Origin of the sequence: Nostoc sp. PCC 9305 (genome assembly GCF_963920915.1) — a bacterium.
GTDB lineage: Bacteria > Cyanobacteriota > Cyanobacteriia > Cyanobacteriales > Nostocaceae > Nostoc.
The window spans coordinates 1-14,305 of the sequence record NZ_CAWUDN010000030.1; the positions used below are offsets into that span (position 1 = coordinate 1).

12 protein-coding genes and 1 pseudogene are annotated in these 14,305 nt (G+C 42.8%); 10 read left to right on the forward strand and 3 right to left on the reverse strand.

Features of this window, described 5'->3' with window-relative positions:
- The first annotated feature begins 59 nt into the window (after positions 1 to 59).
- Positions 60 to 1,358 carry a bifunctional folylpolyglutamate synthase/dihydrofolate synthase gene (locus ACM0OX_RS13305; RefSeq protein WP_414515467.1) on the forward strand — a complete coding sequence of 433 codons (1,299 nt, stop codon included), beginning with the start codon at positions 60 to 62 and terminating at the stop codon, positions 1,356 to 1,358.
- A 29-nt stretch (positions 1,359 to 1,387) separates the two neighbouring features.
- On the opposite strand, the gene ACM0OX_RS13310 is transcribed toward ACM0OX_RS13305, so the two are convergent.
- Entirely contained in the window at positions 1,388 to 2,686 is a 1,299-nt protein-coding gene (locus tag ACM0OX_RS13310; protein WP_414515377.1) for an ABC transporter substrate-binding protein, read from the reverse strand.
- Between the two features lie 152 nt (positions 2,687 to 2,838).
- On the opposite strand from ACM0OX_RS13310, the gene pilM reads away from it, so the two are divergent.
- From pilM to ACM0OX_RS13355, 9 genes and pseudogenes are all read left to right on the forward strand, one after another.
- Positions 2,839 to 3,945, forward strand: a complete 1,107-nt coding sequence (gene pilM / locus ACM0OX_RS13315) for a type IV pilus assembly protein PilM (RefSeq protein WP_414515379.1) — start codon at positions 2,839 to 2,841, stop codon at positions 3,943 to 3,945.
- 4 nt (positions 3,946 to 3,949) lie between these two features.
- Positions 3,950 to 4,726, forward strand: a complete 777-nt coding sequence (locus ACM0OX_RS13320) for a PilN domain-containing protein (protein ID WP_414515380.1) — start codon at positions 3,950 to 3,952, stop codon at positions 4,724 to 4,726.
- Positions 4,723 to 5,490 (forward strand): pilus assembly protein PilO, encoded by a 768-nt coding sequence (locus ACM0OX_RS13325; protein WP_414515382.1) that lies wholly within the window; start codon positions 4,723 to 4,725, stop codon positions 5,488 to 5,490. The genes ACM0OX_RS13320 and ACM0OX_RS13325 overlap by 4 nt, the downstream gene beginning before the upstream one ends.
- 280 nt (positions 5,491 to 5,770) lie before the next feature.
- Complete coding sequence (locus ACM0OX_RS13330; protein ID WP_414515383.1) at positions 5,771 to 7,948, forward strand: AMIN domain-containing protein; 2,178 nt, start codon at positions 5,771 to 5,773, stop codon at positions 7,946 to 7,948.
- A 164-nt stretch (positions 7,949 to 8,112) separates the two neighbouring features.
- Positions 8,113 to 8,301: a hypothetical protein gene (locus ACM0OX_RS13335; protein ID WP_414515385.1), complete on the forward strand. Its 189-nt coding sequence runs from the start codon at positions 8,113 to 8,115 to the stop codon at positions 8,299 to 8,301.
- A 309-nt stretch (positions 8,302 to 8,610) separates the two neighbouring features.
- Positions 8,611 to 8,751 (forward strand): annotated as a pseudogene (locus tag ACM0OX_RS13340) (Uma2 family endonuclease); the annotation flags it as partial.
- Positions 8,752 to 9,354: 603 nt separating this feature from the next.
- Positions 9,355 to 9,639 (forward strand): HU family DNA-binding protein, encoded by a 285-nt coding sequence (locus ACM0OX_RS13345; RefSeq protein ID WP_010998076.1) that lies wholly within the window; start codon positions 9,355 to 9,357, stop codon positions 9,637 to 9,639.
- A gap of 26 nt (positions 9,640 to 9,665) precedes the next feature.
- Positions 9,666 to 10,790 carry a threonine-phosphate decarboxylase CobD gene (cobD, locus tag ACM0OX_RS13350; RefSeq protein ID WP_414515388.1) on the forward strand — a complete coding sequence of 375 codons (1,125 nt, stop codon included), beginning with the start codon at positions 9,666 to 9,668 and terminating at the stop codon, positions 10,788 to 10,790.
- Between the two features lie 128 nt (positions 10,791 to 10,918).
- Positions 10,919 to 12,370, forward strand: coding sequence for a dihydrolipoyl dehydrogenase family protein (locus ACM0OX_RS13355; RefSeq protein ID WP_414515390.1), 1,452 nt, complete (start codon positions 10,919 to 10,921; stop codon positions 12,368 to 12,370).
- Positions 12,371 to 12,645: 275 nt separating this feature from the next.
- On the opposite strand, the gene ACM0OX_RS13360 is transcribed toward ACM0OX_RS13355, so the two are convergent.
- Positions 12,646 to 12,900 carry a hypothetical protein gene (locus ACM0OX_RS13360; protein WP_414515392.1) on the reverse strand — a complete coding sequence of 85 codons (255 nt, stop codon included), beginning with the start codon at positions 12,898 to 12,900 and terminating at the stop codon, positions 12,646 to 12,648.
- Between the two features lie 423 nt (positions 12,901 to 13,323).
- A complete protein-coding gene (locus ACM0OX_RS13365) occupies positions 13,324 to 13,923 on the reverse strand; it encodes a DUF4360 domain-containing protein (protein WP_414515393.1) in 600 nt (199 codons plus the stop codon).
- Between the last annotated feature and the right edge of the window lie 382 nt (positions 13,924 to 14,305).

A 14,305-nucleotide genomic window follows, 5' to 3' on the forward strand; every position in this document is an offset into this window, starting at 1 on the left:
CCCACATCTCCCCTGCTCCCACATCTCCCCTGCTCCCACATCTCCCCTGCTCCCATTCCTTGAATATCGATTCTGTAATACAACCCCTGCAACGCTTTGGTGTCCATTTGGGACTCGATCGCATTGTCAATCTATTGGCAAATCTCGGCAATCCCCATCACCAAGTTCCGGTAATTCATGTTGCTGGCACTAATGGCAAAGGTTCAGTGTGTGCCTATCTTTCCTCGGTACTCACTGAGGCTGGTTATCGTACAGGACGCTACACTTCCCCCCATTTAGTTGATTGGACGGAACGTATTTGTCTGAATGAACAGCCAATTTCCTCTGAGGATTTGAGCCAATTATTAGAAAAAGTCCAAGCGGTTATTCTCCCTGATGACGAATCGGCAACTCAGTTTGAAGTAATTACGGCAGCTGCTTGGTTATATTTTGCCCAGCAACAAGTTGATGTGGCTGTGGTAGAAGTCGGACTAGGAGGGCGCTTAGATGCTACTAATGTTTGCTTGGAACCTTTGGTTACGCTCATCACTTCCATTAGCCGCGAACACTGGCAGCAACTTGGCCCTACCGTCGCTGATATTGCTAGAGAAAAAGCAGGTATTCTTAAACCTGGATGTCCCGTTGTGGTTGGGCCATTACCACCAGAGGCAGACAAAGTGGTGCGATCGCGTGCTTTAGAATTAAAATGTCCACTTTTTACACCTCAACCCGCCCGTGAAATCGCTACACGATGGGCAGAGTATGAAACAATTCAAAATTCTAAATTAATTAAATATCCATTGCCGTTAGCAGGACAAATTCAGTTAACTAATTCAGCTTTGGCTTTAGCCGCTTTAGAAATTCTCCAACAACAGGGTTGGAAGATTTCAGAAGAAGCCATAATTAACGGCATGGGAAAAACTAAATGGCCGGGGCGGATGCAATGGACTACTTGGAAAAACCATAAATTATTACTTGATGGCGCTCATAATACCGCCGCTGCCCAAGTTCTCCGCCAATATGTTGATAGCTTAGACGCAGTTAACCCCAAACCCATAAATTGGGTTATGGGAATGTTTGCCGATAAGGATCATACTGATATTTTTACCGCATTACTGCGACCAGGCGATCGCCTTTATTTAGTGCCAATACCAGTAGAACCCTGGGCCGGTAGAACTTCTGCGGATCTAGACTACTTATCAAATCTAGCTTACAGCCTCTGTCCCGAATTAAGCGATCGCCAAATCCATCCAGATTTATTCACAGCACTAGCAGCCGCCACTACAACCGCTACCACAGAAGATTTAATCGTTTTGTGTGGTTCCCTTTATTTAATCGGTGACTTTTTAGCAACCACCAATATATTTCATAAATCATAATTACGAATTACGAATTACGAATTACGAATTTACCTCTGATTCCACTCTTGCGCCGCATCCTCTACAGCTTTATCTACAGTTTTCTCGCCTAACATTGCTGCTTGCAAGTTCTCGTAAACTGCCTTTTGCAGTTTATTAAAATCCTTCAAGGTAGGAGTTAATATTTCTGCCTTTGGCAGTTCTTGAGCACTCATAACTCGCGCTTTTTCTATTGTTGAAGCATTAGCTGGAACATCTTTAAAGTAAGTATCAGACAATGCTTTGATTGTAGAAGGTAGGACATTTGCAGCTTTAGCAAAGGCTAACTGATTTTCGTCATTGGTGACAAATAAAGCAAACTTCACAGCGCCATCTGGTTGTTTGCTATCGCGAGGAATAACTATGTTCATTACCGCGACATTCTTCTTACCTGTGTCACCAGTAAGTTGAGGTGCTATTTCCGAAGCTTGAGCAATTTTTGGGGCATTATTAGCGATCGTTTTTAGGAACTCTGGCCCAGAAGCTAGAAACGCCGTCTCTCCAGATTGGTATAAATCGATCGCGTGGCGATGTCCTTGGGTTAAAGCCTCTTTAGGAAGCAAACCTTTTTTATACAAATCTACCCAATACTGAAACGCGGCTTTCCCTTGTGCTGAATTAAACGCCGCTTTACCCTCAGCATCTATTAAGGTGACTCCCATTTGCACGAAAGATTCCAGCACTTCACCGGAATCTTGCGGTACGAAAGTCACAAAAAAGGCATACTTACCCGTCTTGTCTTTAATTTGTTGCGCGGCTTGTGCCAATTCTGCGTAGGTTGCCGGGACTTTATTGATACCTGCCTGTTTTAATAAATCAGTGTTATAAATGGTTAACCGTGTGGTGAGATACCAGGGAATCCCAAAACTCTTGCCATTAAGCGTACTTGCTTTCCAGATATTCGGCAGATAGGAGGAACGTACATTATTCGGGACTTTCGCATCTAAATCTAACCAAGCATTTCGTCCGGCAAGTTGAGAAGCAAAACCCGGATTCAAGTTAACTACATCAGGTGGCGTTTTTGCGGAGACAGCTGTTAATATTTTGTTCTCCATTGCTGCCCAAGGTACATCAACCCAGTTAATCTTTATACCTGGATTTTGCGATTCAAAATTCGCAATTAGGCTTTTGAAGTAGTCGGTAAATTGAGGTTGGAGTTGCATTGTCCAAAATTCAACAGTTCCCACTCCTGAAGTAGCTTGTTTTGTACTTGTATTAACATTACCTGTACTGCAACTTACAATCCAACTGGTTAATAAGCCAAGCAGTACAAAAGCAACAAGTTGTTTAAATTTTCGCAATTGAATCATTTTCCCAGTATTTTTACGCTTGATCGGTGTGAAAAGCTTAGACAGAATTGTTGAGATTATAGGCTAAATAAATTACCCGTAAAGACGTAATATATAACGCCTTTACTGCAACAAATTTAAATTTTCAATTTAGCAGTCCAGCGGGCACAACTGTGGTAAAAAGCTTCAATAGTCTGTTTGGCAAATCGAAAAAAGGGGTAGGCATTGAACTTGCTCCCGAACGGGTGAATGTTGTTCAGCTACGCAAGCAGGGTCAAGGCTTGAAACTAGAAATCTATACATCGGTAGCAGTTCCAGAAGGGATAGTTGTCGATGGTCAAATCAGCGACCCTCCTGCAATGGCGCAATTAATCCAACAAGCGCTAGCTGAGAGCAAAATCAAAACTTCTCACGTTGCTACTGGTGTACCAGGACGAGATTCTATCGTTCGGATTATACCAGTGCCAGCAGAGTTAGACGATAAAGAACTGCGAGAAATGGTGCTGAACCATGAAGCAGGTTTGTATTTACCTTATCCTCGTGAAGAGGCTGATGTAGATTATCAGAAACTTGGGTATTTTGTAGATGAAGATGGCATTGAAAAAGTACACGTACTCTTAGTGGCCACCCGCAAGGAGATCACGGATACCTATATAAGTACCTTCGAGCAGGCAGGATTACAAATTGATGTTTTAGAAATTAACAGTTTTGCTCTGATTCGGACTATTCGCGAACAACTGCGACAATTTGGCCCGCAAGAAGCAGCAGTACTAGTTGATATCGAGTTTGACAGTACAGAAATCGCCATCATCGTTAACGGAGTGCCACAATTTTCGCGCACAGTCCCCATCGGGACTTATCAAATGCAAACTGCCTTAGCAAGGGCAATGAGCTTACCTACATCACGAGATATGGAACTGTTACACGGAATGGTTATTCCTGCAACTCCCATAGACGGCGGTAAAACTGGCGTTACCGAACTCGATCCTGGCATGGCTGCCATATTGAGAGTCTTGGGAGAACTAACGGATGAACTGCGCCGTTCCATCGATTTTTACCTGAATCAAAGTGAAAATTTGGAGGTAGCGCAGATTTTATTAGCTGGGCCAGGAGGTGGACTTCAACAGCTAGATGAATTTTTTACTCAACGATTGAGTTTGCCAACTACCCAAATAGATCCAATCGGGTCTTTAGCTTTGGAAGTTGACACTGATAAATATCCACAGGTACAACGCTCTGGCTTGGCGATTGTACTAGGTCTAGGAATGCGGGAGGTGTAACAAAATGTACAGCCTAGATGTTAACTTTCTTAAAGACCGCCCAGCATTCCAGAAAAAGCCAGAGAAACAAGGAGGAATAGCTTTAAAATTTCCTACGGGGGATTTGACACTACTGTATGTGGGAGTTGCAGTAGGTATAGGTCTTCCGGCTTTATTAGGAGTTGGTTGGTGGTTGCTGCAAGGGAAGATTGTTGAATTAGATGGTCAAATAGCACAACTAGACCAAGAAAGCAAGAGGTTAGATACAGAAATAGGAAATCTGAACAAAATCAAAGCCGAGACAAACGCAATTAAAGGGGAAACCCAAGCTTTAGTAACTGTATTTGACCAGATTCGTCCTTGGTCAGCAATGCTGCAAGATTTGCGCGATCGCATCCCAACGGCAGTGCAAATCGAGAACATCAAGCAAATTGCACCCATTGCAGTAGCAGCAGGTCAGCCACCAAATAATCCCGCAGGGGGATTAGAAATTAACGGATTGGCTCGTTCCTTTAATGATGTCAATGATTTCTTATTGAGTTTACAACAATCTCAGTTTTTGAAGCCCACAGAAACCAGAATTTTGACAGCAACGTTAGTAGAGGCTCCCTTAACAGCAAGTGCGAGTCAATCTTCTAATGATGTAATTATTAAGCCACCTCAAGTAGTTAAATACACTATTCAATCGAGCATGAACGACGTTCCAGCGTCGGAATTAATTCGAGAGTTAGAAAAAAAAGGCACAGTGGGGTTAGTAACTCGAATTCGTAATATGCAACAAACAGGAGTCATTTCAAAATGACGCTGAGTGATGATTTAAATTTTGCCGAACAAGGTGGGGAATTCGATCAGGCAGGGCCAGCCTCACCTGTGGTATTTGGTATTGCCTTCACACCAAAAATTATTGGGATCTTGGTGGGGGTGATTGGTTTAGCAGGAGCAGGTTATATATTGTTAAACCTGCTGATGCCAGCTTGGGAAAGCTATCAGCAGCAGCAAGCCAAAAGCTCTGAACTGCAAGGGCAAATTGAGCAAAAAAAAGCCAACATCAAACAGATTGACAAAGTTAAAGACGAACTAGCACAGGCAAAGCAGCAAAAAGTTCAGGTTTTAAGTTTATTTGCTAACGAAAAAACCTTAGATACATTGCTGTTGGATTTGAACCGCTTAATTGAGTCTGGCAATACTGCAACTTCTATTAATGCAGTAAGAGCCAAACTGAAGAAATATGTGCCGATTTCCCAAAAACCAGAACCGATTGTCGATGGAAGTTTAGGAGTAGGGGTTGACGGCAAGCTGCAACGCAGTACTATCAGCGCTGAGATTACAGCAACTTATGAACAAACACAATCGATAATTCGTAACATTGAGCGGTTACAGCCTTTGTTAATAGTTAAAGATTATCAAGCAACTTTGGCTCCAGCAGAGACAAGATCCCCATTAGATAAAACGCCGATGCAGGTAGGCCCAGCAGCGATTAATACATCATTCCAGTTACAGGTATTGATGCCACTTAGTCCAGAAGAAATAGCCGCAGCAGCAGCGAAAGCTGCCCCGAAAAAGTAGTCAAATTAGAGTTAGGACGAATATAGAATTCGCGGCTATACAAGCCTAGACAAAGCCTTCCCGCAGACTAAGGAAAAATTTTGAGGGTTTTGAAACTCACGTTTGCCCTTGGCGTTCCCGCAGGGTAGGTGGGTAAAGTCTCGTGTAGTCAAAGCGCGGTCTTCTCCCACAGGAAGAGGCTAGCGTCAATGGGGTTTCCCCATAAGCAATTGGCGTGCGGTTTCTAACCGCCTACTCAAAATTGTATGTAAACAAGGTTTTATAAGGTGAGGAATGAACTGTGAAACAGCTTCACGGTAATAGTTTTATTTTAGGTACTGCTGCTTTTGTATTTTTGGCAGCTCAACCAGTTTGGGCACAAATTAGTCAAGTTACTGATGTCAAGTTAAATCCAGTTAATGGTGGAATTAGCGTTGCTTTGAAAACTTCTTCTGGGTCGCGCCCCCAAGTTTTCACTACAAAAAGAGGCAAGGCTTTAGTCGCTGATGTTATCAACACTCAATTACGATTACCACAAGGTAATAGCTTTCGTCAAGATAACCCAGCACCAGGAATTGCCTCTGTTGAAGTTAGTCAGCTTGATGCTAATAGCATTCGGGTGATGGTAACTGGCAGCAACGATGCACCTGGCAGTCAACCTGTGATGCGATCGCCAAATGGAATTACACTCAGCTTTAGCCCTTCAACAGGCACTACAGCATCAGCCCCAACACCAACAGCCCCAACAGCCCCAATATCCACAGCACCACCCGTTACTACTCCAGCCCAACCTGGTCAAAATCCAGGTGTTCTCGTTCCTAACCCCCAAGTCACCATTGACGGACAACCTGCACAAGCTGCTGGGCCAGGTCAACCTCTGAGTCAGGCTCCACCGTTCTTACCTCGAGCCGTCGCCCCACCAGTGGGAGATATTGCTATTTCCGCTACCGATGCTTCTCCTAGCACCGTTGACTTAGCAACTCAGGAACGTGTACCTCGTCTAGTACTGCGAGATGCCCCAGTACGTGAGGTTTTGTCATTGCTTGCTCGTGCTGCCGGTTTGAACTTGGCTTACGTAGGAGGTGAGCAAGCTGGTGGAGGTCAGCCAGGTGGCGGTGCTAATGCACCAGCAGTTTCTCAAACAATCTCGCTAGATATAGAAAATGAGCCAGTGCAAGATGTGTTTAACTACGTTTTGCGCTTGAGTGGTTTAGAAGCTAACCGTAGTGGTCGTACAGTTTTTGTCGGGGCTAAATTACCTAATGCTACGCGTGATATGGTTATGCGTAGTATGCGACTAAATCAGGTAACGGTGGGAACCGCACTAAATTTTTTGGTTGGCTTAGGAGCAGAAAGTGCCGTCAGCCGCGAACGACTAGTTACCAGTGTTAGTGCCGTAGCCGTGGGTACTGCCGCTGCTCCCATCACCCAAACTCAGACGACCACAGAAACCAAACTGGAAACCCAACGCGCTGATTTTAAAGACTCTAGTCCATTACTAAGAGGTTTACAGGCATTAGGAGACGAGCGCACTAACTCCCTGACCTTAATTGGCCCTCCTAGACTCATTGAGATTGCGATGGCTCAACTAACTCAGCTTGATATCCGCCGTCGTCAAGTGGTAGTCAACGTCAAGATTATTGATGTCAACCTCTCGAATATTCAGGACTACAACACTAGCTTTTCTTTTGGGGTTGGTAACAACTACTTTAGCAATGATGGTGGTGTCGCCTCTCTGAATTTTGGCGGTGCCAGACCAGCTACTAGTGATGAAGCAAGAAATAGCTTGACTAATACACCGATCATCAATAATGTCACTAGCACTATTACATCACCATATCGGTTTACCAAAAGTCTTCTCGCTAGTTTGAAGGCTCAGGTTACAAATGGCAATGCCAAGATTTTGACCGACCCAACCTTAATTGTTCAAGAAGGTCAGCAGGCTCTGGTGAATTTGACTCAAGAAGTAGTGGGAAATATAACGCTCGAAACAACGGATACTTCTGGTGGTTCTAGGACAGAACGAACAATTGAGAAACAAAAAGTTGGCTTAACCTTGAGTGTAAAAATTGAGCGGATTGACGATAATGGGTTCGTTTCTTTATCGGTTGCCCCTACTGTCAGCGCTCCTTCAGGCTCAGAAAATACAGGAAATGGACAAATTATTTTAGTGTCTGAGCGCTCTCTTACTTCTGGCTTAATTCGTTTACGAGATGGTCAGACACTAATCCTAAGTGGTATAATTCAAGACCAAGATCGAACAGCTGTCTCCAAAATACCTATCTTAGGCGATCTTCCACTAATTGGTTCGTTATTTAGAAGTACAAACCGACAGAACCAGCGTCAAGAGGTGATTGTGTTACTTACACCTCAGATTATGGATGACTCAGAGAACTCCTCCTACGGCTATAACTACGCCCCCAGCCCTGAAGTGCGGCAAATCCTTGAGCGTCGTGGGTTGAAGAGTCCTGGCAGGTAATTAAAGATAATTAGTAGGTGAGTCACCTCTGCTAAAGACTCAGATCCCCAACTTCTATTAAGAAGTTGGGGATCTTCTTGTTCACAAGTAGGATTAAATTTAAACGTCATTCTACAATAAAAATACCCAATCACAATAGAAGTAACAGTAGTGGGTAAATACTAATGAGTTCAGAACAAGAGTTATTAACAAAGTGGCGTTCTCTTTCACAAGAAAAACAAGAGGAAGTTTTAGATTTTGTTGAATTTCTTGGTTTGAAAAACTCTGCAAATCAAGTCCCATTGGGAGAACATTTGCAGCAAATTCGCACTATAATTGTTACTTCTGGTAAACATTTATTATATAAAGTCTAATTTATTACTCACCGGGCGACTAGAAGTCGCGGCTATACAGACCAAACCTGCCTCCGCAGGTTAAAAACCCTTGATTTTGTATTAGTTAGGACTTACGCAAAAACCCTCTCAAACTCTCATTTCTCCGTGAACTCTGCGCCCTATGTGGTTCGTTTTCCGTTACCCGTGCGTAAGTCCTATTAGTCCACCTCCGTGGACTAAGTTTTGTGTAGTAGCGAATTCTATTCGCCCCATACTTTTCAAACATCCTCTTAACAGTAATATTAAGGGATACAGTACTGGAAAAGATTTGTTGCAAAGAATTGAATTATGGTGGCAATAAAAACATCCGCAGAAAATAGGGTTTTACTGCAAAACATCAGCTGGCAGACATTTAAAACCATGCTGGCTGAAATGGGTTCAGAGCGAAACTCCCGATTTGCTTATGACAATGGAACGATAGAAATAGTTTACCGCCGTAGGCATCGCCACCATAAATGTTAAGAAAGATGTGACTAATGGATCGCTTTGTAGCGGAGAAGCTTTAATTTTTACCCCTTCCCTACTAAAGAACTTTGCTATAGGGTTAAATTTCGCATTGGATTTTCCACATCAGATAAAAAGTGAGCAAAATCCCCGACTTTTTAGAGAAATCGGGAATCTGAGCCTTCAATTTCCATAAAAATTGCTTAATCTCAGCAATAACTCTTCAACATCGGTAATGAATGCCAACAAACATTGACCATCTCCCACCTCCCCACTCCCCTGTTTTCTTTGCAATTACGGGATTTACTAGGTATTTTTTCCTACTTTTGGGGTGGTTTTTAGTGGAACAAGTACTCTAAAATTACAAAAAATCCTGAAATCTATATAAATTAATGGTTTCATCTATCCACATCAGGCTACAACACCTTAGAATGATTCATTGAAAAGTCGAGCCGATGGGATGTACAGCCGTTTTGAGTAAAAATACTCCCAAAGGATGATTTTTGTATTTCTGCGAACAAAGATTTCAGTACAGATGTATTAATTTACATCCGTAAAAAATCTCAAGTAAACCTTCAGGAGTTTGACATGAACAAAGGTGAATTAGTTGATGCCGTAGCTGAAAAGGCTAGTGTTACCAAGAAACAAGCGGATGCAGTCTTAACTGCCGCTTTGGAAACGATTATTGAAGCGGTTTCCTCTGGTGATAAGGTGACATTGGTGGGATTTGGCTCATTTGAATCACGGGAACGTAAAGCCCGTGAAGGTCGCAACCCGAAAACAAATGAAAAAATGGAGATTCCAGCGACGAGGGTTCCTGCCTTCTCCGCAGGAAAACTGTTTAGAGAAAAGGTAGCACCCCCAAAAGCATAGGTTCTGTCTTCGGGAACCCTTTTTTAATGCGGCAACCTGCACACGGGGGAAATTTAGCCTGGGCAGCAGCACTGGCTGGCTGTCCCCCTGATGCTATTCTGGATTTTTCTGCTAGCATCAGCCCGTTGGGGCCTCCAAACAGCGCGATCGCTGCTATTAAGTCCCAAATTGGTAATCTTAAGCACTATCCAGACCCAAACTATAGTGAACTGAGACTAGCTCTCAGTCACTTCCATCAATTGCCGTCTGAGTGGATTCTGCCGGGTAACGGCTCCGCAGAATTACTCACTTTAATCGGTAGGGAATTAGCTCAATTAGCCGCGACAATTTTAATCACTCCAGCCTTTGGCGACTACTACCGAACCTTGGCAGCGTACAACGCTAATGTGCTGGAGTGTCCTTTGTCACTTGTACTGAGCGAAGCCGTTGGCGCAGCCTCTGTCTGCGACACACTGTGCGAACGTAGAGAAGTATTGGTCACTGGTCATTGGTCATTATTCCTTGACAAAGGACAGAAGACAAAGGACAAAGGATTATTGCTGAATAATCCGCACAACCCAACCGGAAAACTATTTTCACGGGAGTCTATTTTGCCCTACCTGGAGCAATTTGCTTTGGTTGTGGTGGATGAAGCATTTATGGATTTTGTGCCGCCCAATGAGGAACAAAGCCTGATTCCGGTGGTGCAGGAATATGCGAATTTAGTAGTATTGCGATCGCTGACCAAATTTTACAGTCTCCCAGGACTGCGATTAGGATATGCGATCGCACATCCTGACTGCCTAGCTAAATGGCAGCTATGGCGAGATCCTTGGCCTGTAAATACACTAGCGGCAGCAGCGGCAATTGCAGCACTCCAAGATACGGAGTTTCAGCAGCAAACTTGGGCATGGCTAACAACTGCACGAAACCAACTGTTTCAGGGTTTAGCTGAAATCCCAGGATTGCAACCCCAACCAAGTGCTGCTAACTTTTTACTGGTTGAGTCCCAAGAATCTACTTCCCGGTTACAGCAACAATTACTCAAGTATCACCAGATTTTAATCCGCGATTGCCTTAGTTTCAAAGAACTAGGCGATCGCTTTTTCCGGGTTGCTGTACGTGAAGAGTCCGATAACCAACGCTTACTAACAGCGCTAAAAGAGAGTTAGGAGTTATAAGTTATAAGTTAGGAGTTATAAGTTAAAAAAGGGTTTTAATTCTTAACTGCTAATTCCTAACTATTAATTCCTAACTCCTAACTCTTAACTCCTAACTCCTAACTCTAATCTAAATTCACGTGACCGTTGACTACGATGTTGTAATTATTGGCGGCAGTCTTGCTGGATACTATGCTGCACTTGCTGCAACCCAACTACATGCTACAGTTGCCCTGGTACAACCCAAAGTAGACTACGGGTTTACTCATCACCATGCTCTTACCGAAATTGGTAAACTAGCGCAGAAGTTGAAGGATGCGGCTGGTTTTGGTATTCATGCCACACACACTGATACCTCGGAAGAATGCCATATATCTATGGCATGGCAAGAAGCGATGCTGTATGCTCAATGCGTCGCCTCAAATCTCCAAGAACAGCATTCCCCAGGCATCCTAGCGGCGCAGGGAGTCGATGTCATCGTTGGGAGTGGTCAATTTCAATCTTCGCCCCAACTGGCTTTCGCCGTTAACAATCGCCTACTACGCGCCCGTACTTATTTGCTGGCTAGTGGTTCGCGTCCAGAAATTCCTGAGATTGAAGGATTACAAGCCACTGGCTATCTAACCCTTTCTAATATTTGGCAATCTTTCCAGGGTATGACATTACCCAAAAATTGGGTAATTATCGGTGGAATTCCCCAAAGCATTGAAATTGCTCAAACTTTAGCAAGGTTTGGTTGCAGTGTGACGCTGGTAGTCAAGCATCCTTATGTTCTGCCATATCTAGACCCTGAGATAGCCATATTGCTTCAGGCGCAGTTGGAAGTAGAAGGTGTACGCGTCCTCACTGAAAAACCAGTAACTCAGGTGAGGCTAATTGAAAATAAAAAGTGGATTCAAGCAGGAGATAAGGCCATTGAAACTGATGAAATTCTAGTGGCGACTGGACAACAGCCGAATCTTGAACCTCTAAATTTGGCAACAGTAGGCGTGAAATGGCATCGACGTAGCTTAGTGGTGAATGATAAACTGCAAACCACTAACCACCGCATTTATGCTTGTGGTGATGTAATCGGTGGTTACGACTTTGCCAATGTCGCTAATTATGAAGCAAAAATTGCTCTGAACAATGCACTATTTTTCCCTAGATTACGAGTAAATTATTCCTCAATTCCTTGGGCGGTATTTTCTGTGCCGATGCTGGCGCAAGTGGGTTTGACAGAGGCACAGGCAAAACGCCTATTTAGCCGAGATAAAATTTTAGTTTTGCGACAATATTTTAAAACAGTGGCAACAGCCCAACTTCGGGATGAAACCACTGGTATGTGTAAATTAATTGTGCTACGCAATGGGGAAATTTTGGGAGCTTCGATATTGGGGGCAGAAGCTGGAGAATTAATTAATTTGATTGCCTTGGCAATATCACAAAAAATTAAAGTCAAACATCTAGCAAATTTATCTCCTGCCTATCCCAGTTTCTCAGAAATTCTGGAACGAACTGCAAGAGAGTGGAGTAAGCAAAAGTTAAATACCAACATTCCTTTGCAAGAGTTTTTAGAAGGCTTCTTCCATTTCCGCCGCAATTGGAATTAGCACTTACGCACGGAGTTGTCACTATAATAACTTCAACAAGGTACTGATATAGGACTCCGATTTGATTTTTGAAAACATCTTGAGACTGAAAAGCCTGTTTTATAAGGGTTTTATCTAAAATGTCGTTCAAAAATCAGATATGAGTCCTATATCATTACTGACTTCCACAAGGATACTGACTTTGCAGTTCTCGCTGCCTTTGCCAATATTGACAGCACCTTGTTTGAAAACGCAACGTCATCAGAATTGGAGAGCATCCCTCAAAATTGAGCTTATTATTTTTGTTGAACTGCAAACTTGAAGTCTGTCAACTCTAATTCTCCTCCAGTTGTTGTTAATACTAAATTAATACCTAAAACACTTTTTCCTGTACTTGTATAGTTAGTTGGAAGTATTTGCTTGGTCAAATCAAAATTTCTAGCATTTCCATATGTTATTTCATATGGTGTTGCTTTATCGCCAAGTAAAAATGATGTGATAGCTACTCGTGCTGATGCTTTCTTTACCACACCTTTTACAGCTAAAGGCACTAGTCTAAATTGCTTTTGAGTATTAGAGGTATCAATTCTAATGATACATCTAGCCCTTGGCGATTGTGCCTTTACAGTTATAGGAGAGCGAAGTGTAAATTGACTTATTTTCGGATCGAAACTTATATTACATCCCCTATTAACCGAAAATCGTAGCTGGTTGTTTATTGGAGCAGCAGCGCTAGATGAATTAGCATCATAACAATAGAAAAAAAACAAGCACATTAACATGAAAAAATTACGTGCATCACTTAATCTCAACATCATCTTATTCTCCATCAACAGAATATTTGTAATCTTAAAGAAGAATACCTTCAGTAGATTCAATGAGTGGTGTGTCTAAATCCCCCACTCATTGAAGACCACTAAAGTTGGAATTTGGTGCGGTGTATCACCATCTATCCGCAGAATCGCTAAAAGCAATTAGTCGCAACGCTTTAGGTCAAAAGAAAGTTTCACATCCCCAGCATTGAGATCGGCTGTATCAACGAAAATAGAACTTCCTGATGAGGATTGTGCAGTCAGATTAATACCTAATAATCCTTGTCCACCACCACTACATAAACCTGTAGCAGCTGCAACAGTAATGTTATCTTGCTCCGCAAATGCCTTACTAGATGTAAACTTGGTAGTTTTAGGGGGAGCTACGGCTTGACCAAGAGCACCACCACTAAAGCTATAAGTTCTGCCTAAGCTGGTACCTTTACTCTTGCTATCAATATCAGTAGTTCCTTGGTACAGTACTTGTACATCTTGGACGATGAAACCACTTGGAATAAAAGTTTGAACGCGTAAAATACACCTTTGACGCTGACCATTGAATGCACTAAAGTTATCCAAGATGATCGATAAGCTTCTACCATCCTCTCCAGGAAGCTGATCGGCAACACTACATCCACCAGACCCAATTGCCTCTCCAAAAGTAATACTAGGCGACTCTTGAGCCAAAACCTTGGTCGCCATCACGTTGAGTCCAAGAATTGTAGATATAGAAAGTAATACACCAAATTGTTTAAAGTTCATATTGATTGTACCTATGTTGCTAGAGTTGTTTTTTGATGAAAAATGCATTCAGAAGGCAGAAGGTACAAGATAAGATATGAAGGCATCTTTGCTTTAATCCCACGCTTAAAAGCATGAGATTGAAGCAAGGATGCTTTGTGTCTGGTGTTACATATCTCGACACAATTTTGTTCTAGTAGTGGGCAATCACCCGCAACTAGAGTTTTGATTGATACTTACAGGCTTCTGCCTTCTTCAATTGTGGGAAATCCTTTCAAGTATGCTTTGACAATTTCTGCTCAATCAGAAAATGAAGCATAACTGTGTATCGCCGGAGTTAACAGAAAGAAGATGGACATCAAGTTACAAGATGTATTCTTGCTGTAAGTCCATGTGGGAAAGA

Bases quoted from the DNA above. Each gene is read 5' to 3' on its own strand.
- ACM0OX_RS13345 (WP_010998076.1), top strand. From the start codon at position 9,355: ATGAACAAAGGTGAATTAGTTGATGCCGTAGCTGAAAAGGCTAGTGTT.
- ACM0OX_RS13365 (WP_414515393.1), bottom strand. From the start codon at position 13,923: ATGAACTTTAAACAATTTGGTGTATTACTTTCTATATCTACAATTCTT.
- ACM0OX_RS13325 (WP_414515382.1), top strand. From the start codon at position 4,723: ATGACGCTGAGTGATGATTTAAATTTTGCCGAACAAGGTGGGGAATTC.
- ACM0OX_RS13335 (WP_414515385.1), top strand. From the start codon at position 8,113: ATGAGTTCAGAACAAGAGTTATTAACAAAGTGGCGTTCTCTTTCACAA.
- cobD (WP_414515388.1), top strand. From the start codon at position 9,666: ATGCGGCAACCTGCACACGGGGGAAATTTAGCCTGGGCAGCAGCACTG.
- ACM0OX_RS13310 (WP_414515377.1), bottom strand. From the start codon at position 2,686: ATGATTCAATTGCGAAAATTTAAACAACTTGTTGCTTTTGTACTGCTT.
- ACM0OX_RS13320 (WP_414515380.1), top strand. From the start codon at position 3,950: ATGTACAGCCTAGATGTTAACTTTCTTAAAGACCGCCCAGCATTCCAG.